Origin of the sequence: Pseudoalteromonas luteoviolacea (assembly GCF_021654285.1) — a bacterium.
Taxonomy (GTDB): Bacteria; Pseudomonadota; Gammaproteobacteria; order Enterobacterales; family Alteromonadaceae; genus Pseudoalteromonas; species Pseudoalteromonas luteoviolacea_J.
Genome location: NZ_JAKFZS010000005.1, coordinates 41,620 through 60,047, shown reverse-complemented (window position 1 = coordinate 60,047; position 18,428 = coordinate 41,620). Strand labels below are relative to the sequence as shown.

16 protein-coding genes are annotated in these 18,428 nt (G+C 42.4%); 9 read left to right on the top strand and 7 right to left on the bottom strand.

The window, feature by feature from the left end; translation table 11 throughout:
- Positions 1 to 117: 117 nt before the first annotated feature.
- Entirely contained in the window at positions 118 to 642 is a 525-nt protein-coding gene (locus L1077_RS05695) for a hypothetical protein (RefSeq protein WP_237135960.1), read from the top strand.
- A 27-nt stretch (positions 643 to 669) separates the two neighbouring features.
- Here L1077_RS05695 and L1077_RS05690 read toward each other — a convergent pair whose 3' ends face one another.
- The 3 genes from L1077_RS05690 to putA all read right to left on the bottom strand — a co-directional run bounded on the left by L1077_RS05690 (position 670) and on the right by putA (position 6,939).
- Complete coding sequence (locus tag L1077_RS05690; protein WP_237135959.1) at positions 670 to 1,545, bottom strand: hypothetical protein; 876 nt, start codon at positions 1,543 to 1,545, stop codon at positions 670 to 672.
- Positions 1,546 to 1,687: 142 nt separating this feature from the next.
- Positions 1,688 to 2,887, bottom strand: coding sequence for an aromatic amino acid transport family protein (locus L1077_RS05685; RefSeq protein WP_237135958.1), 1,200 nt, complete (start codon positions 2,885 to 2,887; stop codon positions 1,688 to 1,690).
- Between the two features lie 248 nt (positions 2,888 to 3,135).
- Positions 3,136 to 6,939, bottom strand: coding sequence for a bifunctional proline dehydrogenase/L-glutamate gamma-semialdehyde dehydrogenase PutA (putA, locus tag L1077_RS05680; protein ID WP_237135957.1), 3,804 nt, complete (start codon positions 6,937 to 6,939; stop codon positions 3,136 to 3,138).
- A gap of 273 nt (positions 6,940 to 7,212) precedes the next feature.
- Here putA and L1077_RS05675 point away from each other — a divergent pair, with 273 nt between their 5' ends.
- From L1077_RS05675 to L1077_RS05650, 6 genes are all read left to right on the top strand, one after another.
- Positions 7,213 to 7,701 carry a winged helix-turn-helix transcriptional regulator gene (locus L1077_RS05675; protein ID WP_237135956.1) on the top strand — a complete coding sequence of 163 codons (489 nt, stop codon included), beginning with the start codon at positions 7,213 to 7,215 and terminating at the stop codon, positions 7,699 to 7,701.
- A gap of 261 nt (positions 7,702 to 7,962) precedes the next feature.
- Positions 7,963 to 8,289, top strand: a complete 327-nt coding sequence (locus tag L1077_RS05670; protein WP_046356148.1) for a (2Fe-2S)-binding protein — start codon at positions 7,963 to 7,965, stop codon at positions 8,287 to 8,289.
- Positions 8,276 to 9,679 carry an FAD-dependent oxidoreductase gene (locus L1077_RS05665; protein ID WP_237135955.1) on the top strand — a complete coding sequence of 468 codons (1,404 nt, stop codon included), beginning with the start codon at positions 8,276 to 8,278 and terminating at the stop codon, positions 9,677 to 9,679. Before L1077_RS05670 ends, L1077_RS05665 begins: the two co-directional genes overlap by 14 nt.
- The gene (locus L1077_RS05660; protein WP_237135954.1) at positions 9,666 to 10,883 is read left to right on the top strand and encodes an NAD(P)/FAD-dependent oxidoreductase; all 1,218 of its coding nucleotides are present in this window, start codon (positions 9,666 to 9,668) and stop codon (positions 10,881 to 10,883) included. The genes L1077_RS05665 and L1077_RS05660 overlap by 14 nt, the downstream gene beginning before the upstream one ends.
- 178 nt (positions 10,884 to 11,061) lie before the next feature.
- Positions 11,062 to 14,295 (top strand): S41 family peptidase, encoded by a 3,234-nt coding sequence (locus tag L1077_RS05655; RefSeq protein WP_237135953.1) that lies wholly within the window; start codon positions 11,062 to 11,064, stop codon positions 14,293 to 14,295.
- Positions 14,296 to 14,447: 152 nt separating this feature from the next.
- Entirely contained in the window at positions 14,448 to 15,191 is a 744-nt protein-coding gene (locus L1077_RS05650; protein ID WP_237135952.1) for an SDR family oxidoreductase, read from the top strand.
- A 22-nt stretch (positions 15,192 to 15,213) separates the two neighbouring features.
- On the opposite strand, the gene L1077_RS05645 is transcribed toward L1077_RS05650, so the two are convergent.
- Positions 15,214 to 15,579 (bottom strand): hypothetical protein, encoded by a 366-nt coding sequence (locus L1077_RS05645; RefSeq protein WP_063363189.1) that lies wholly within the window; start codon positions 15,577 to 15,579, stop codon positions 15,214 to 15,216.
- 71 nt (positions 15,580 to 15,650) lie between these two features.
- The gene (locus L1077_RS05640) at positions 15,651 to 16,016 is read right to left on the bottom strand and encodes a hypothetical protein (protein WP_237135951.1); all 366 of its coding nucleotides are present in this window, start codon (positions 16,014 to 16,016) and stop codon (positions 15,651 to 15,653) included.
- Positions 16,017 to 16,419: 403 nt separating this feature from the next.
- Here L1077_RS05640 and L1077_RS05635 point away from each other — a divergent pair, with 403 nt between their 5' ends.
- Both L1077_RS05635 and L1077_RS05630 read left to right on the top strand, forming a co-directional pair.
- Entirely contained in the window at positions 16,420 to 16,818 is a 399-nt protein-coding gene (locus tag L1077_RS05635; RefSeq protein ID WP_063363191.1) for a hypothetical protein, read from the top strand.
- 72 nt (positions 16,819 to 16,890) lie between these two features.
- Positions 16,891 to 17,289, top strand: coding sequence for a hypothetical protein (locus L1077_RS05630; protein ID WP_063363192.1), 399 nt, complete (start codon positions 16,891 to 16,893; stop codon positions 17,287 to 17,289).
- Positions 17,290 to 17,332: 43 nt separating this feature from the next.
- Here the strand turns inward: L1077_RS05630 and L1077_RS05625 are convergent, their stop codons facing one another.
- Both L1077_RS05625 and L1077_RS05620 read right to left on the bottom strand, forming a co-directional pair.
- Positions 17,333 to 17,677: a hypothetical protein gene (locus tag L1077_RS05625; protein ID WP_237135950.1), complete on the bottom strand. Its 345-nt coding sequence runs from the start codon at positions 17,675 to 17,677 to the stop codon at positions 17,333 to 17,335.
- A gap of 122 nt (positions 17,678 to 17,799) precedes the next feature.
- Entirely contained in the window at positions 17,800 to 18,399 is a 600-nt protein-coding gene (locus L1077_RS05620; RefSeq protein ID WP_237135949.1) for a GNAT family N-acetyltransferase, read from the bottom strand.
- Positions 18,400 to 18,428 lie beyond the last annotated feature (29 nt).

Here is an 18,428-nt window from a genome sequence, read left to right as displayed (position 1 = left end):
TTTAAGGGAGTTCTATTATGTCTAAACTATACAAGTTTGCTGATATGCCTGGTGGTAATGGTGGTGGCGATGACAGTGGCAATGGTGAAGAAAAGTAAATAAGGTTGAAGAGTTCAAATGGTAGAGTATTTAGAAGGTACGGTCTTTACAGATTTATTAGTACTCTTAGGTGATTACTTTACGCTTTTTTCTGTATTGGCTGTGGTTATCTTTTATTTATTAAATGATAAGCTGGCATTACGGTATTCTGTGCTTTGTGCGGTCTTTTATATTGTCGGTAATTATACTCACAATCCAGTTAAAGCATTTGATGATGATGAAGTTTATAGATATATCATTTGGGCTCTTAATGACATAGTCTTCATAGCGATAGTTGCTTACTGGGCTATCAAAGACAAAATGTATATGTGGCAGAGTGTGCTTGTACAGCTCGTTGTGTTACCTGCCCCACTTCTTCAATTGTTTAGATTAGTAGATCGCCATTTGATGGATCTAAGTTACTCTACTTATCTATATAAAACGATCCTTCCGTTTGTGAATTTTTCCGCAGTTGCTCTTTGTTTTGCACCTCTAATATTATACGTTGGCAGAGGCATTCAAAAGTATACGGATGAGAGCAGAGGTAAAAAAGAAGGAATATAAGTTCCTTCAATATGTTTTTAGTACAGCTTAAAGCTCAATATCTTTAACTGTAAAGCTCACGCCATTTTCCATAAAGTCTAATATGCCAGATATTGATATTGTGGATTTATTACCAGATTGGTCTGGCAATATAATGTTAGTTAAGTCAAATTGACAACTTTCTAAGTCGTTCTCTTGACTAATACCCGTTGTTAAACAATGCAGCTCGCTCTCAAGCCCTACTAATTGTTGTTCACAATAGGCTGGGTTAAGTTTGTCTTTCACTTCCCAAGCGACTTTTTGTATGCCTGTTGTAAGTTCAAGCTTTGATATGTTACATCTTATTGGAATGGTTCGCGTATTTGTATTTTGCTCGCCAAATGTGATCAAGTTGCCATCTTTATCCCGATAATGCACTGTTAGGCTAACGTCAGTGATCTGCTGTTCACTTTTTTGTGGACGCCCTTGATTACGCCAATCATCTAAGGATTCGAAATTGGGTAACTCTGTTTTGAAAAGGAATTCCGGAGCATAATAAAAGAGCTCACCTGCTTTAAAGGAAGAATTATTCTGTCCCTGCCAAACTTCTGTATTGTTCGAGCCGAAGATGGTTGCAGTAAGAAGACATTGAGGATCGTTAGAGGAGATAGTATGCGTTGCGTTGAATGAATTTTTATCGGCATAAATGCGTAATGTAGGTCTTGCTTGTAAACTGTCACTATCTGCCTGCCAAAAAACGCCTGTATATTCTAATTTATTTATAAACCTTTCAGCATGAAAGTCAGAACCGCAGTCCTGTTCAGGAGCCTTCGCTGTGGGTGGGTTAGACTGTGATGCGCTCGTTTTTTCTAGGGGCTTTTCGTTTTCGCTTCCACATGCTGTTAATAGCAACAATGGCACGACTGCTAATGTAACCTTGCTCATAATCAACTCCTTGGTAAGTTAATCAATTATATCCATAGCTAGGCTTTAAAAGCGATGTTTGAATTGTAAAAAGTAGTATAGGGTGAATTACATAATGCCCTAGGTTAAGCTGAGAACTTAATCTAGGGCTGGTGATTAGGTGTTAGCCTAAAGCTGGGATCAAGCCAAACATTTGTAACCCCTGTGCAGAGATAATGAGTACACCACATAAGCCCGCACAAATGAGACCAAGGTTACCGCCTTGTACTTGATAGCCTTCATTTTGATTTTTTCGTTGCTGCCATACCATGGCAACAGGCAGAAAGACCGCTAAAACAACCAAAGCAATGGCTGCATAGCCTAGTGCCATGATAAATCCTTGTGGGTAAAATAACGCAAAGCCCAGTGGTGGTGTAAATGTAATTAAAGCGGTGACTATTCTATCTCGGCCAGAGCCTTGCTGTTTAAAGGCATCGGCGAAAAAGTCAAATAAACCAAGGCTTACGCCTAGAAATGAAGTTGCAAGTGCAAGATCAGCAAAAACGGTAACGAAGGTATGTACTTGGCTACTGTGTGCGATATTGGAAATTGCAATGACAAAGCCCGGTAAACCTTCACTTTGTGCTAAGGCTTCTTGCTCCATGACACCTTGGCTTAATAGCTGCCAAAAGATGTATATGACTAATGGCAAAGAGGCACCTGCAATCATCACACGGCGCAATGTCTTAATGTCTAAACCTACATATTTGACTATCGAAGGAATTGAGCCATGAAAGCCAAATGAAGTAAAAATAACTGGGATAGCCGATAGGATAAGGCCTTGCTCCATTGGCATGTTCAGTAAATGCTGGCCACGTACATATGGCGTCAATACGAAGAATAGGCTGGCCAGTACAATAATTTTGATGGTAAATAGGACACGGTTAAGTTTGTCGACTGCGCTCGTGCCGAGCGCGACAATGGTGGCAACAATGAGCGCTAAAACCACAGAACCTATTTGTGGGGCTATATCCATACCTGTTGCAGCAGAGAGCTTCTCTTGCAGCTGGGCACCGCCACCAGCAATGTAAGCCGCGCATAATGCATAAAATAGAAATACCATCGAAAAGTTTGCGATGTATTGGCCTTTTTTACCTAGGATCTGTTTTGCTAGTGTATTGAGTGTGGCTTCTTTATTTGCGAATTGGTGTACTTCGAGCATAAGAAGGGCGGTGTAAGTCATCAGCAACCAAGTTGCGATGATTAAAATAAGTGACGTTGAAAATCCAAGTCCTGCTGATGCGATAGGCAATGCCAGCATGCCTGCGCCAATCGTTGTACCAGCAACGATGAGCATGCTGCCTAGCGTTTTATTATTAAGCACAAATTGCCCCTATATTTGTGAGAGAAACAGGCACAATATACCGCTCTGCTAAAAATTGAAATAGTTTTGCTGCAAATCAAAGTGAAAGTTTGTAATTTATGTCTTACAAAGGTTAATTTTGTTTACGGATAATGCAATTATCTTGTTTCAAAAAGTGTCAATTATCATCAAGTTGATGTAGAGAAATAACAAAGTATAAAAAAGCCAGCATATGCTGGCTTTTCAATATATCGTTTTAAATGCGTTAATTAGGCATCATCTTCAACGAGAGTCATCAGAGATGTATTACCACCAGATGCGGTCGTATCGATACTGATTGTTTTCTCAGTGACTAGGCGACCTAGTAAGGTATCGTAGTACTCAGCGCTGATCACTGGCAAGATAGCACCACTGCGTGCAGCAAGCTGTGTGCTGACATAGCCTTTACGCTCACAACCGTTGCCCACTACGGCACCTGCTAGGTGCTCATGGGCTAAGATTGCAGGTAGCTGGTTTAGCTTAGCAACTTGCAGTACGCCTTCAGAAATGCCGCAGCTCAATAACTTATCTCTAAACGCAATCGCTTCTTCATGGAACAAGTCAGAGACAACCGTGATAACCGTGTTACCTGCTGCCAGAGCAGTGATCACAGAGAGTACCCAGAAGTTGAAAGACGTTTCTTTGTCTGCATAACACACTACACAGCCGCGTGATTCATAGCGCAGTGTATTTGACTCACCTGTTGGTCCCGGCAACTCAATTACTGTATCTAAACGCTTTTCAACACGGATAAGTTGCTCACGAGCATCGGCTAATGTTTTATTCAAATCATCAGCAAATGTATCTAGGAGCTCTACTTTAGCCAGTTTAGCCAATAGCTGACGTACCGCAGAAACACGGTTGTTCAGTGGCATTGCACGCCAAGCTTTCTCATCACGCTTTGATAGTGACATCATGCGTGATGCCTGCTCTTGCGCCCCTTGGTAAGCTGTGATCTCTTCGTTATCTACTTTAACGTTAGTCGCTTGGGTGTTCTGCTCTGCTTGGTTTTCTTTTACCAAACGTGCAATGTAGTTTGGACCACCAGCTTTTGGACCGGTACCAGATAGACCACGACCACCGAACGGCTGCACACCTACTACGGCACCGATCATGTTACGGTTGACATAGATGTTACCGGCACGAGATAGCTTAGCGAGATATTCTGCCCGCCCTTCGATACGTGTGTGGATACCCATTGTCAGACCAAAGCCTGTGCTGTTGACTTGGTCGATCACATTATCGATATCACTGCCTTTAAAGCGGATCACGTGTACGCATGGACCAAATACTTCTTTTTTCAGCACTGACAGGTCGCTGATCTCGTATAAGCGCGGTGCAAAGAAGAAGTGACCGTTATCACCCATATCTGGTAATGAACACTCATGATGCAGAGTTGCATTACCTTTTAGGTACTCAACGTGCTCATTGAGTGCATTCAAAGCTCTCTGGTCAATCACTGGGCCCACATCAGTAGAAAGGTGTGCAGGGTCGCCAATGTGTAGCTCTTGCATTGCGCCTTTGATCATGTTGATCACTTTGTCTGCAATTTCTTCTTGTATAAATAATACTCGTAGTGCAGAACAGCGCTGACCAGCACTTTGGAAACCTGAAGAGATAACGTCATCAACAACCTGCTCAGGCAGTGCTGTTGAGTCAACGATCATACAGTTTTGACCACCCGTTTCTGCGATCAGTGGTACTTGATCGCCACCGCGCTCAGCCAAGGTTTGTGAAATACGTGTGCCTGTCTCAGTAGAGCCAGTAAACATCACTGTTTGGATGCGAGTATCTGGAACGATGTGCTTACCAACTTCACTACCACGCGCGATAACAGGCTGCACGATACCTTTTGGTAAACCGACTTCTTCCATTAGCTCAATGGTGCGAAGGGCAACTAATGATGTTTGCTCAGCAGGTTTTGCGATAACCGTATTACCAGTTACGATAGCCGCAGCAACCTGACCTAGGAAGATAGCCAGTGGGAAGTTCCAAGGGCTGATACATAAGATCACACCGCGTGGGCTAAAGCGCTCATCCAGCGCAAGTTCTTCTGCTTTTGCTGCGTAGTAACGACAGAAATCAACCGCTTCACGGACTTCATCGATGCCATCTTGGGTGATTTTACCCGCTTCTTTGATACACATCGCAATCAGCTCGTCACGATGAAGTTCTAATATATCACCAGTACGACGCAGAATTTCGGCACGTTCGCTCACTGACGTTTGTGACCAAGTGGCAAAAGCAGCTTCTGCACTAGCGACAAGTTGTTGCATCTCTTGTGCGTCTTGGTGGCGGATAGAACCAACAACTTCGCTGTGATTTGCTGGGTTCAATACAGCTTCGTGTCCTTCAGGTACATCCTCAGCAGTGATTAGGTTTTCATCAACCCACTTTTGTAAGTTGTCACGCATTGGCGTAATGTGGTTGATGTTGGTTAAATCTAACCCTTTAGAGTTGTTGCGCTCTTCACCGTATAGATCGATAGGCATGGTGATCTGCATATTACGCTTATGCTTAACACGTTGGATCTTTTCAACCGGATCTTCAAGTAGTGACTCAACAGGCATCGACTCATCAACAATCGCGTTTACGAATGACGAGTTTGCGCCATTTTCAAGTAGGCGACGAACAAGGTAAGCAAGCAAGTCTTCGTGGTGACCAACAGGTGCATAGACACGACATTGGACTTTATCCTCTGTTACTACTTGGTTGTACAGTGAGTCACCCATACCGTGTAGACACTGGAACTCAAAGTTATTGAATTCGCCATTGGCAAGTTCAAGGATAGTCGCTGCAGAATAGGCGTTGTGTGTTGCAAACTGAGGGAAGATCACATCACGTGCGTTCATCAGTTTGATAGCACATGCTTTATATGAAACATCAGTCGTTGCTTTACGTGTAAATACAGGGAAGTCTTCAAGACCATCAGTTTGCGTCAGCTTAACTTCAGTATCCCAGTAAGCCCCTTTTACAAGACGAACCATCATCTTGCGACCAACGCGACGACATAGGGCTTCAAGCCAGTCAATCACCCAAATAGCACGTTTTTGGTATGCTTGTACCGCAAGACCAAAGCCATTCCAGTTGCCCAGCGCATCATCAGAGAATACAGCTTCAATGATATCGAGTGAGATATCTAAACGGTCTGCTTCTTCAGCGTCTACTGTGAAGTTAATGTCATATTGCTTTGCAGCAAGTGCCAGTTCTTTAAGCTTAGGCACAATTTCAGCCATGACACGGTCACGGTGCGAAAACTCATAACGAGGGTGAATAGCGGATAGTTTGACAGAAATACCTGGGCTTTTAATTGGGCCACGACCGTTAGCTGCTTTACCAATCACGTGAATAGCTGTCATGTAGCTGTTGAAGTAACGCTCGGCGTCAGCCATAGTACGTGCGCCTTCACCTAGCATATCGTATGAGTATGCGTAGCCCGTAGCTTCTTTCTTTTTGGCGCGCTCAAGTGCCGCTTCAATCGTGGTGCCCATTACAAATTGCTGGCCCATGATCTTCATTGCATATTGCACTGACTTACGAATTGCAGGTTCACCAATGCGGCCCATAGTACGCTTTAGCAAACCAAATTGCGTTTCTTTATTCTTATCTGCATAGTTAACCATTTTACCGGTTAGTAGTAGGCCCCAGCTCGACGCATTTACGAATAGTGAGTCACTATTGCCTAAGTGCGAGCTCCAGTCACCTTTGCTAAGTTTATCGCGAATTAACATGTCTTGCGTTTGAGCATCAGGCACACGTAATAGTGCTTCAGCCAAACACATGAGTACAACACCTTCTTCAGAAGACAGTGAGTACTCCTCTAGTAATGCGTCTACACCATCTTGACCTTGTTGGTCATTACGGATGTTTAATACCATCTGACGAGCACGTTCCCATGCACGAGTACGGGCAGCAACACCGACCTCAGCCAATGGTAAAATGTGATCGATAACAGTTTCTTCATCAATGCGGTAGAAGTCACGGATCTTTTGACGGATCGGACACTGGGTTGTTAAGTCGCCTTGAAATAGCATAGGTTAAACCCTCTATTGAAAACCTAAATACTACAGAAAGCATAGCCTAAGGCTGTGATTGCTTTCTTGCCTCATTATTAAAATGAACGCTGCGTAATTTTGCGGTGGTTAAATTTTAGCCCCTTTGCTCGTAGAAACAAATTTCATAAAGAAGGGACATCCATAATAATTTCCGAGCATTGTATAGATAGAGCAGCAGAATGTGCTGTCTTATTTTCGTTAATTACGGTAAATTTGAGGGAGATTAGACCTTCTTGCAGAATTTTATACTGTATGACCACTTCAATAAAAACGCGTATCTTAGATAGGATCGACCATGCAATTTTAGATGAATTGCAAAAAAATGGCCGAATTTCAAATGTTAACTTAGCAAAAGCTGTCAATTTAAGTCCCAGTCCCTGCTTAGATAGGGTTAAGAAGCTAGAGTCAGAGGGCTATATAGAAGGCTACACCGCAAGATTAAATGCTGAGAAGCTTGGACAGCGGTTGGTCGCGCACGTTGAGATAACACTCAAAAGTTCAACAGAGTCTGTATTTGAAACCTTTAAACAGCATGTTTTAGAGATCCCCCACGTGGTTGCATGTGACATGGTCGCTGGTGGGTTCGACTATTTATTAAAAATTCGGGTTTCTGATATGCATCAGTATCGTGAGGTGCTTGGTCAAATTGTGGAAATACCGGGTGTTGGCACAAACCATACATATATGGTGATTGAGCATGTTAAGCAAGATGTGGGTGTGACAATTTTACCTAAAAGCTAACACCTTTTTAGTGTTGACCATGTGTGGAAAACATACTGTTTTATGCTTTTTTTAACTCTAATATAATGAAATAACATTAGTTTTTTGTTTTTTTTGAATCATGTTTTTGCGAAGAAATACATTACAAGGCATTACAAATAGCGTGTTTTTCATAATTCCTTAATATAGATCAATAAAAGGTTAAATTGTGTGAGATTATGGTTTTTATTGGCAGTTTTTTACCCTAGGCTGACATGAAATTTAGTAGCGAAAGGTAAAACAATGACAACAGCGACGCGTACAAAGGATATTACGCCTTTAGACTCAATCACATTTCAAATTCTCATAGATGACCAACCTATTACCGCTTGTGAAGGCGAAACAGTCCTTTCAGTATTGCAGGCCGCAGACATTAAGCAAGTATGTGAAAACGACAGAAAAGTCGTCACGGGCGGTTACTGTGCAATGGGTGTATGCCATTGCTGTCATGTAAAAGTGAACAAACGATACAAGCAAAGAGCATGTCAGACCCTAGTTGAACCCAACATGCAGGTCGAAACTTTAAGTAATCGTTTTAAAGATGTGGGGATTGATCATGAAAAAGTCTAATCCTGTTGTGATTGTGGGGGGAGGGCCTTCTGGTACAGCCGCAGCGGCCATGCTTGGAAAGTACCAAATCCCGTCTATTATCATTGATGAGACCTCTAAAATAGGCGGGGTTATCTACCGTGGACCACTTAGAAATACAGCCACACTGCCGCATTTGGACGATAATTTACAGCGCGCTATGAGTGCTTTGCGCACTCGTTATGAAAAGCACAAGTCGTTCATTGAACTCAAGTTACAAACTCGTGTACTGGGGCCTGAAGGTGATCAGCATTTATTATTGAGTGAAGGCGGGGGACTGACCACGTTAGAGCACAATGAACTGATCTTAGCTACGGGCTGTCATGAGCGCAGTGTCCCTTTTCCTGGCTGGCAGTTGCCTGGGGTTATGTTACTGGGCGGTGTACAATTACAAATCAAAAGTGGTTTGGTAAAGCCTGGCAGCAAAATGGCTTTATTGGGCACGGGTCCATTATTACCCTTAGTAGCGTGTCAGCTGCATAAAGCGGGCGTTGATGTCGTGGGGGTTTACGAAGCGAGTGCCTTCAACAAGCTGGCCAAAGAAGCGGTGGCTTTATTACATAAACCAAAACTGACGCTCAATGGCTTAAGCATGATGAGCTACTTGAAAAAGCATCAAATTCCTTTTCACTATGGTCACGGCATTGTCAGTGCACAGGGGGGTAAATACCTAGAGCAAGTGTCTGTCGCGCCATATGATGATCAGTGGCGTCCGAATATGAGTCAGGCTAAGCCATTAGACGTGGATGCGATTGGCGTCGGTTATGGTTTTGTTGCACGTACTCAGTTGGCTATGTTACTTGGTATTGAGCATGACTATTCTAAAGTAAGCGGTTACATACCTACACTTGATGATAATTATCAAAGTAGTCAAAAAAATACGTATGTGGTTGGTGATAGCAGTGGCTTGCTGGGTGCAGATGCTGCGATTTGTGAAGGGCAGATAGCGGCGCTCAACATTGTGCATCAACGTGGCCTGCTAGATAGTGCGTCTATGGAAAAAGAAAAGCGCAAAATAGAGCGCAAGCATGCGCGTATCAAGCGTTTTCGGTTTGGCTTTGATCGCTTTAGTGCGCGTCAAACTGGGTTATTGGATTTACCTCAAGACGATACGGTTGTGTGTCGTTGTGAGCAAGCAACTAAAAAACAGCTTACTGATGCCATCGCTGAGGGTGTGAAAGATCTAACAACACTGAAAATGCGTACTCGGATTGGTATGGGTGACTGTCAGGGGAAAACGTGCAGTAGCTATGCCCTTGATTTGCTCCATCAGGCCGGACATGACAAAAATACTGGGGTAATAAAACCTCGATTCCCGCTTGATCCTATCCCTTTTACTTTTATGGAAGAAACGCTAAATGAACAAGTATGATGTTGTAATTGCTGGTGGCGGTGCTGTAGGCGCTGCGTGTGCTTATTTTTTAAGTCGTGATACAGACTTAAAGATTGCGTTGGTTGATTTAAAAAAGCCCGGTAATGCATCCAGAGCATCTGCAGGTGGATTGTGGGCTATCGGTGAATCGGTAGGACTTGGCTGCGGTGTTATATTCTTTAAAACCTTGTCTAAACTGCACAGTGAGGCCAAAGGTGAAGAAGTGCCAACCATGCGTCCACACCAATTACCAGACTGTTTTTTTGAATTTGCACTCAAATCCAATGATATGTATCCAGATTTATATGAAGAACTGCGCAACAAGCATGATGTTGATTTTAAATTTGAACGCACTGGGCTCAAGTTTATTATGTATAACCGTGAAGATGAGCTGTACGCCGACCAAATTGTCAGTGGCATTCCTCATTTAAGTGACCAGATCCGTTGGTTAAGTGCTGAGCAATTAAAAGCTGAGGAGCCTTATGTTACGCCAGATGCTATTGGTGCAATTGACTTTATTTGTGACCACCAAGTGAATCCATATCGTTTGGTTGAAGCATATACTGAAGCTGCAAGGCAAAATGGCGTTGAGCTGTTCTTAAATACTGAAATACAGTCAGTATTGAAAGAGGGAAATCGAGTGGTGGGGCTGAAAACCGCCACGGGAGATTTACATTGTGACACGCTCGTTAATGCAACGGGGGCATGGGCTAATGAGCTGTATAAGCAGGCGACAGGTAAAGATATGCCTGTTTATCCAGTTAAAGGGCAAATTGTCTTATCAGAGCGCATGCCAAAAATTATGAATGGCTGTATCAGTACCAGTGATTGTTATATCGCGCAAAAAGACAACGGAGAGATCTTGATAGGCTCGTCCACGGAAGAAAAAGGCTTCGACACTACCAATAGCCTAGATAAGATCCAAGAATTGTCCCGTGGAGCGATGAAATGCTTACCGATTCTCAATGAGTCTAATATCAAGCGTTGTTGGGCAGGTCTTAGACCGGGCACACCAGATGAGTTGCCTATCTTGGGTAAAGTGTCTGGTGTGGAAGGTTATCTTAATGCATGTGGTCATTTTAGGACGGGGATTTTGACGTCGGCCATTACAGGTAAATTGATAACCGAACTCGTCACCAATCAACCAACTTCGATTGATTTGACCCCGTTTAATGTCAGTCGCTTTGATAACGATCCCGCATAACTAAACTTACCTTCTTGATGACTCACACCGCTGTGTGAGTCATTTATTCATCTATTTACATTTTGTGACGATTTTTCAGTTTAATTTGGTGGGTATTTTTGTGCTTTTTATCGCATCAACCTGACTTTATGAGTGAAATTGTTATCATGTAACAGTCAAATTTATATACGAGATAATAATGAAAATTAAGCACTTGTTTGCAGCGATGGCTGCTGTGCTTGGGCCGCTAGCAAGCCCTTTAGCGAGCGCCTACAGCACTGAAGATACCCGTTTATTACGATTCCCTGATATCCATAAAGAGCACGTTACTTTTGTGTACTCTGGCGATATCTATGTTGCGAATACAAATACAGGCAAAAGTACGCGTTTAACGGATCATGTTGGTTTCGAAACTTTCCCTAAGTTTTCACCTGACGGTGAAAAAATTGCCTTTGCCGCTGAATATAACGGTAGCCGTCAAATCTATGTGATTAATCGTGATGGTTCAGGTCTAAAGCAACTAACTTACTATAATGATGTCGGTCCTATGCCGCCTCGTGGTGGTTTTGATTACCGTGTATTAGACTGGACACCAGATGGCAAGCATATTGTTTTCCGTGCTAACCGTACACCTTGGGGCAAACGCATGGGCCGCCCTTATATGGTACCGGTAGAAGGTGGCCTTGAGCAGCCTCTTGCAATTCCTGAAGGTGGCGGCGGTATGCTGTCGGGTGATGGTAGTAAGTTTGTATACACGCCAATTGATCGTGAGTTCCGTACTTGGAAGCGTTCAAGAGGTGGTCGTGCGCAAGATGTATGGGTCTATGATTTAGACAAGAATACGTCTAAGCAATTAACGACACACCGTGCAACTGATCAGCAGCCAACTTGGGTGAATGACAGCATTTACTTCGTCTCTGATAGAGATTACACACTGAACCTTTACAAATATCGTGAAGGCAAAAAGCCAGTTAAGATGACGGACCATAAAGAGTTTGATGTATTGTGGCCATCAGCAGGTCCGGACTCAATCGTTTATGAAAACGGTGGTTACTTATATCGCTTCAATGAAGCAAATAAAATGACCGAAAAACTGACTATCAATGTCGATGGTGTACGTAAGTCGGCACTGCCTTACACTAAAAATGTGAGCAAGTTCATTGATTCAATGGATATCTCACACGATGGCAAGCGTGCGGTATTTACAGCTCGTGGTGAGATTTTCTCAGTACCGGTGAAAAATGGTCCAACACGTAATTTGTCACATACACCAGCAGGCCGCGAAATCGCAGCAACTTGGTCGCCAAATGCGCGTTATGTTGCTTACTTAAGTGATGCAACGGGCGAGTATGAGATCTATATAAAAGATCGTGCCAATAACAATGCAGTGAAACAGTTAACTAACAATGGCACAATTTGGCGTTTTGACCCTATCTGGTCACCAGACAATACCAAGCTATTATTTGCAGATAAAGACCATATTATTTGGTGGTTGGATGTTGAAAGCGGTGAGCTACACAAGATTGACCGTGGTCTGCACGATGAGCGCAGCATTACACAATATACTTGGTCACCAAACAGCAAAGATTTAGTCTTTGTTAAGAATAACGAAAACCGTTATTCATCACTATGGCACTATAACGTTGAGTCTAAAAAGTTAAGCCGCTTAACGGATGATATGACGTCTGAGTCAAATCCAACCTTCTCAGAAGATGGCCAGTACATTTACTTCACTTCTGAACGAGACTTTAATTTAGCATTTAGTTCGTATGAGTTTGATTATCTATTTAATAAAGCGACACGAATTTACTCGGTAGCGGTGAATGACAGCATTCAACCTATCAACACGCTACAAAGTGATGAAACACACATTGTCGGTGACGATAAAGCGTCAGAAGAGAAGACAGAACTGGATACCAGCATTCAAGTTGATGGCTTTATGGATCGCGTAGTGTCATTACCTGCACCTGCGGGCAATTACTCATCACTGACCGGCGTTGAAGGCGGTGTGTTGACGCTGAGCGGCGGCGCTCTGAAGCTGGTTGAAAATAAGGTTGATGGTAAAGTTAAGACTGTCGCAAAAGGTGTCAGCGAGTATAAAGTCTCTGCAAACGGCGAGCATGTGATTGCACGTGCAGGCAGCAAGTACAGTGTGATCAAACCAAAAGCGAAGCAAGATCTGAAAGCGAATCAACTTGATCTTAGCAACATGAACCTGAAGATTGATCCACGTGTTGAGTGGTCACAAATGTACACCGAAGGTTGGCGTACATTGCGTGATTGGTTCTATGACGCAAATCACCACGGTCAAGACTGGGATGCAATCTTGAAGCGCTATCAACCTATGGCCGACGCAGCTGCGCACCGCACAGATATTGATTATGTGTTGAGTGAAATTGCTGGTGAAATCAATGCAGGCCACATTTATGTGCAATCAGGTGATGAGCCAAAAGGCGAGCGTAAAAAGCATGGCTTGCTAGGTGCTGAAGTGGCAAGCCACCCGTCAGGTTTTGTCACGCTTAAGCATATCTTTAAAGGCGAAAACTGGCATGAAGACTTCCGCTCTCCACTGGGTGGGACAGGTGTACGTGCAAGTGAAGGTGATTTCATCTTGGCGGTTAATGGTCGCAATGTGAATGAAGTCAGTAACTTCTATGAGTTACTTGAAAATACACAAGGCGAGCAAGTTGAGCTTATCCTCAGTAAATCAACAAGCTTTGACGATAGCTGGAAAGTAACCGTTAAGCCTGTGAAGAGTGAAATCGGTCTACGTTACTTACAGTGGGTTGAAACGCGTAAAGCCTATGTCGATAAGTTATCTGGCGGACGTATTGGCTATGTTCATTTGCCAAACACGGCATATGAAGGTAACCGTTCGATGTTCAAGAACTTTATGCCGCAAACAACCAAAGATGCGCTGATCATTGATGACCGCTATAACGGTGGTGGCTTTATCCCTGAGCACGTGATCACGTGGTTAGCACGCAAGCCGCTAAACTATTGGAAGCGTCGTGGTGTTACACCAACAAAAACGCCTCAGTTTGCTCATGATGGACCAAAAGCCATGCTGATCAATGGCTATTCAAGCTCAGGTGGTGATGCTATTCCTTACTACTTCCGTCAAGCGGGTCTAGGTAAGTTGATCGGGACTCGTACTTGGGGTGGCTTAATTGGTATCTCTGGTAACCCATACTTAGTTGACGGTGGTCAGGTGATTGCGGCGACATTCCGTATTCTTGATAATGACGGCAACTGGATCATCGAAAATGAAGGGGTTGTTCCAGATATCGAAGTGATTGACCGCCCAGAGCTTATTCAAGCAGGTCAAGATCCGTCAGTAGAGCGTGCGGTGAAAGAGCTATTAAAAGAGCTTGATGAAAACCCTAAAAAGAAACTTGTTGTGCCACCAGCACCGACTAAGTTTATTGACTAAATAAATGCACTGTTAAAAAGGAGCTGAAAGGCTCCTTTTTTTATTTTTTGTAACATGACGAAAAGCCTACTCACAGGTATTCTGTTCCATTGTGTGGTAATTTCAAGATTGATACTTAATAAAGCTCTAGGAAAATCCGATAAGGAACATTTATGAAGGTTGTATTGATCACGGGTGGCAGCCGAGGTATTGGCGCTGCAACGGCCAAAAAGCTTGCGCAGCAAGGGTATGCTGTTGCCATTAACTATAAATCAAATCACCAAGCTGCCGAGCAGGTACAAAATAATATTTTATCTACTGGTGGTAAAGCCGCGCTTTTTCAGGCGGATGTGAGTGATGAGCAACAAGTGGTTGAGCTGTTTCAAGCTGTGCAAGCGCACTTTGGTCCAGTCACTCATTTAGTCAATAATGCCGGTGTCTTGACCCAGCAAATGCGGGTCGAAGAAATGACCGCTGAGCGCATTAATTGGATGCTGACGCAAAATGTCACGCCATATTTTATCTGTGCGCGTGAGGCGATTAAGCATATGCGTCAGAGTAATACGCTCAAGCAGTGTGCGATTGTGAATGTGTCATCGGCAGCATCTTATATAGGCGGTGCGAATGAGTACGTGGACTATGCTGCATCAAAAGGGGCCATCGATAGCTTTACGAGAGGCTTATCTTTGGAACTGGCAGCAGAGGGAATACGCGTGAATGGCGTTCGACCTGGATGTATTTATACCGATATTCATAAGGATGGCGGCGAGCCTAATCGCGTAGATAGAGTCGCTGATTTATTACCGCTAAAGCGCGGCGGTACATCAGAAGAAGTCGCTAACGCAATCGCCTGGCTGTTGAGCAGCGAAGCATCTTATGCGACAGGGACATTTATTGATTTGGCTGGTGGCAAATAGCCGCCGCCCGCTTGCCGTCGATTTATGTTTTTTGTGAGTAATAACTCCCCGGCTGGTAGTCGGTAATAAAAGAAATGATATCTTTATCGTCTTTTTTAAATGCTAAGTTTTCTTTTATTAAGTCTTCTTTATTAATGGTGCTGCCCATCTGTCCGGGTTTTAGTCCAAGTTGCTTGCCTAGTTGTTCCATCTCTTTTTGCATTTTTGGCAGAATGTCATTTTTTAACTGTGAAGCTGCTTGGGCGTATCTTGCTCTTTGTTCTGGCGTGTCAGATGTTTTAGCCAGCTGTTGGAACTCCTGTATGCTTCTTTTTGTGCCTTGTACGTCACCGACTCGACCATTGTAGCCAAAATAAATATCCATCAAACCCATACTAATCGTTTGCATCACGTTTTCCATGTTAGCCTTACAGCTTATTTTTTTAAAATTTAGATGTTTCTTTTTATATAAAAGGTTTTTTACGTTTTGTTAGAGTAATAGTTGCCGGGTTGATAGTCGGTAATAAAAGAAATTATATCTTTGTTGTCTTTTTTAAATGCTAAGTTTTCTTTTATTAAGTCTTCTTTATTAATCGTATTACCCATCTGTCCGGGTTTTAGTCCAAGTTGTTTGCCTAATTGCTCCATTTCCTTTTGCATTTTAGGTAAAATTTCAGTCTGTACCTGAACGACAGCTTGTGCATATCGCTCTCTTTGTTCAGGCGTATCAGCTGTTTTTGCAAGCTGTTGGAACTCCTGTATATCTCTTTTCGCACCTTGTACGTCACCAACCCTGCCGTTGTAGCCAAAATAGATATCCATTAAACCGCCAGTAATTAGCTGCATTAAGTAGTCCTTTTTAAGATATAAAAATAATTGATATAAATTGCAGCAATAAATTTGCCAGTTTTATTTTTTGGTTGTTCAAGGTTGATTTTTTAAGAGGTGGTTTTTTGTTTTGTGACTGTTGCTTTTAAGTTGTGTTATATATGATTTTTTTTATTAAATTAAGCTGTTGGTTTTTTGATTTTATTTTGGTTTTCAGGATTGTGATTTTTTAAGTTTTTGTGTTTTATATTTTTTTAATGATTATTGTTTAATTAACGGTGATTTTTTAAGTCGTAGTAAGAATAAAAATATTTATAAACTGTGTGTTAACCATTGGCAAATAAGTATGTTTTATATACATTTTGATGTGAGAAAAGTGTTTCTCGGGTGTGAATGGTGCATTAAAAAAGGATATTTAAAAATGAAAAAAAGATATTTAATGGCAATTGCTGCCAGTGTTCTATCGTTTAACAGCTTTGCAAGCTCAGTCTCTTGTTATGTTGATACAATGGCTTATGACCAACCTCGTCAAGGCAATTGTTGGGGTGGCGAGCACTATCCAGGTTTTGCGCCAGCAGTTGTGTTTAAAGTAAACGCGTCCAAGCCAGTATCAAGAGTTGACTGGGTATTCAGTGGCCAATATAGCAATGTAAGAGGTGGCACATGTACTTCTACTAGTTGTATCGTCAACGTACACGGTGGCGAAGGTGAAGTAACTGGCTGTGTAAATAGAATCTATTATAAAGACTACACATGGGCCAATGTAAATTGGTGTGCTACGGCAACGTACTACTACAGTGATGGTGGTGTTCATTATTAACCTTCCCAGGTCCTAGCGCATAGCTGCTAGGGTCTATCTATATATAAAATAAACAAAAAGGAAATTTTAAATATGAAAAAACGATACTTATTGGCAATTGCAGCCAGTGCTCTATCATTTAATAGCTTCGCTAGTTCAGTTTCTTGTTATGTTGATACAATGGCATTCGATGAGTACCGCGAAGGCAGTTGTTGGGGAGGGGAGCACTACCCAGGTTTTAGTCCCAATGTTGCATTTAAAGTTAATGCAGATAAGCCTGTTTCGAAAGTTGATTGGGTGTTCTCAGGTCGATATAGCAATGTAAGAGGTGGTACATGTAGCTCTACAACATGTTTAGTTGATGTCTACCAAGGTGAAGGTGAGGTTACAGCTTGCGTAAATAGAATTTACTATAAAGACTACACATGGAAAAAAGTAAACTGGTGTGCAAACGCTTTTTATTATTACACTGATGGTGGCATACCACATTAATTGCTTAAGAGCCCTTGTAAGATGATATGAGGGCTCGTTTGCTTTACTTTTGAGTCATTGCAATGAGAGCATTACTTTTACTTAACGCCTGAGAAACTGTATCACTAGCGCCTCTTTTTTCTATTATAAGCATATACTCTGTACCATACTTTTTACCTGCCTCAATGGCTTTCAAAATAGGCCCGAGCAAATAAGTATGTGAATCGTAAACCCAAATGGACTCCATGTGATTATCTGTACGTGTGCTTTTGTATTGTATTTCAAACTTTCCATACTTGGAGGCTATACCTGTGACAATACCACAGCATGTAAACACGGTAGCGTGTGTTGTAAATGTACCACTCATAGTGCATAAATCCACCAGAATATTTACAGCGCTAGTTTTCATGTTTTTTCCTTAAACTTAATGGAAAGCAAGATGGTTGATAAAAAGGTTAGCCTGTAAGTATGAATGACTTATGTACGTTTGCTTTCCTTTTGCTTTCATTTTGTTTACATTTGTTGTTATTGTTATTGTTGTTGTTGTTGTTGTTGTTGTTGTTGTTGTTGTTGTTGTTGTTGTTGTTGTTGTTGTTGTTGTTGTTGTTGTTGTTGGTGCCCAAGGAACTTGTAATAGTAACTGGTACTATGTAACTGGTTTTGGTTATCAGATACATAAAAGGGGATCTGGCCAACCTTAGTGTAACCAAGGGCTTGATAAAATAACTCTGCCTCATCTCCACTTTGGGTATCTAAAACCAATAATGTGCGTCTATTTTCCAATGCGCTTTGCTCTACGTGGCGCATTAATATTGTGGCGTAGCCACTTCGCTGTGCATCTGGGTGAACCAATAGCTTTTCGACTTCAGCTCGATGTTGGCCATTTTCTTTCATACATAACGAAAGCTGTACCGTCGCAACTAAGGCATCCCCTCGCCAGAGTATATAAAGCTTACGCTCTTTCGTGGCGATGGCTTTTGCTACTGAGTGCCAATATTGTTGCAGCAGGTCGGGATTGGTAGGCTTATAAAAGCCTAGAGAGGCGCCATCTTCAATACAGGTAGAGAGTAGCTCGCATAGCTGACAATGGGTATTTAACCCTATGGTATCGAGTTGTTTTATTTTTAGCATTTTAGCATCCCTTTTTGAGCTGTTCGATA

What these genes read in the sequence shown, in the direction of transcription:
- L1077_RS05650 (WP_237135952.1), top strand. Translation starts at nt 14,448, where the DNA reads ATGAAGGTTGTATTGATCACGGGTGGCAGCCGAGGTATTGGCGCTGCA.
- L1077_RS05670 (WP_046356148.1), top strand. Translation starts at nt 7,963, where the DNA reads ATGACAACAGCGACGCGTACAAAGGATATTACGCCTTTAGACTCAATC.
- L1077_RS05690 (WP_237135959.1), bottom strand. Translation starts at nt 1,545, where the DNA reads ATGAGCAAGGTTACATTAGCAGTCGTGCCATTGTTGCTATTAACAGCA.
- L1077_RS05630 (WP_063363192.1), top strand. Translation starts at nt 16,891, where the DNA reads ATGAAAAAACGATACTTATTGGCAATTGCAGCCAGTGCTCTATCATTT.
- L1077_RS05695 (WP_237135960.1), top strand. Translation starts at nt 118, where the DNA reads ATGGTAGAGTATTTAGAAGGTACGGTCTTTACAGATTTATTAGTACTC.
- L1077_RS05625 (WP_237135950.1), bottom strand. Translation starts at nt 17,677, where the DNA reads ATGAAAACTAGCGCTGTAAATATTCTGGTGGATTTATGCACTATGAGT.
- putA (WP_237135957.1), bottom strand. Translation starts at nt 6,939, where the DNA reads ATGCTATTTCAAGGCGACTTAACAACCCAGTGTCCGATCCGTCAAAAG.
- L1077_RS05640 (WP_237135951.1), bottom strand. Translation starts at nt 16,016, where the DNA reads ATGCAGCTAATTACTGGCGGTTTAATGGATATCTATTTTGGCTACAAC.
- L1077_RS05660 (WP_237135954.1), top strand. Translation starts at nt 9,666, where the DNA reads ATGAACAAGTATGATGTTGTAATTGCTGGTGGCGGTGCTGTAGGCGCT.
- L1077_RS05620 (WP_237135949.1), bottom strand. Translation starts at nt 18,399, where the DNA reads ATGCTAAAAATAAAACAACTCGATACCATAGGGTTAAATACCCATTGT.
- L1077_RS05665 (WP_237135955.1), top strand. Translation starts at nt 8,276, where the DNA reads ATGAAAAAGTCTAATCCTGTTGTGATTGTGGGGGGAGGGCCTTCTGGT.
- L1077_RS05635 (WP_063363191.1), top strand. Translation starts at nt 16,420, where the DNA reads ATGAAAAAAAGATATTTAATGGCAATTGCTGCCAGTGTTCTATCGTTT.
- L1077_RS05675 (WP_237135956.1), top strand. Translation starts at nt 7,213, where the DNA reads ATGACCACTTCAATAAAAACGCGTATCTTAGATAGGATCGACCATGCA.
- L1077_RS05655 (WP_237135953.1), top strand. Translation starts at nt 11,062, where the DNA reads ATGAAAATTAAGCACTTGTTTGCAGCGATGGCTGCTGTGCTTGGGCCG.
- L1077_RS05645 (WP_063363189.1), bottom strand. Translation starts at nt 15,579, where the DNA reads ATGCAAACGATTAGTATGGGTTTGATGGATATTTATTTTGGCTACAAT.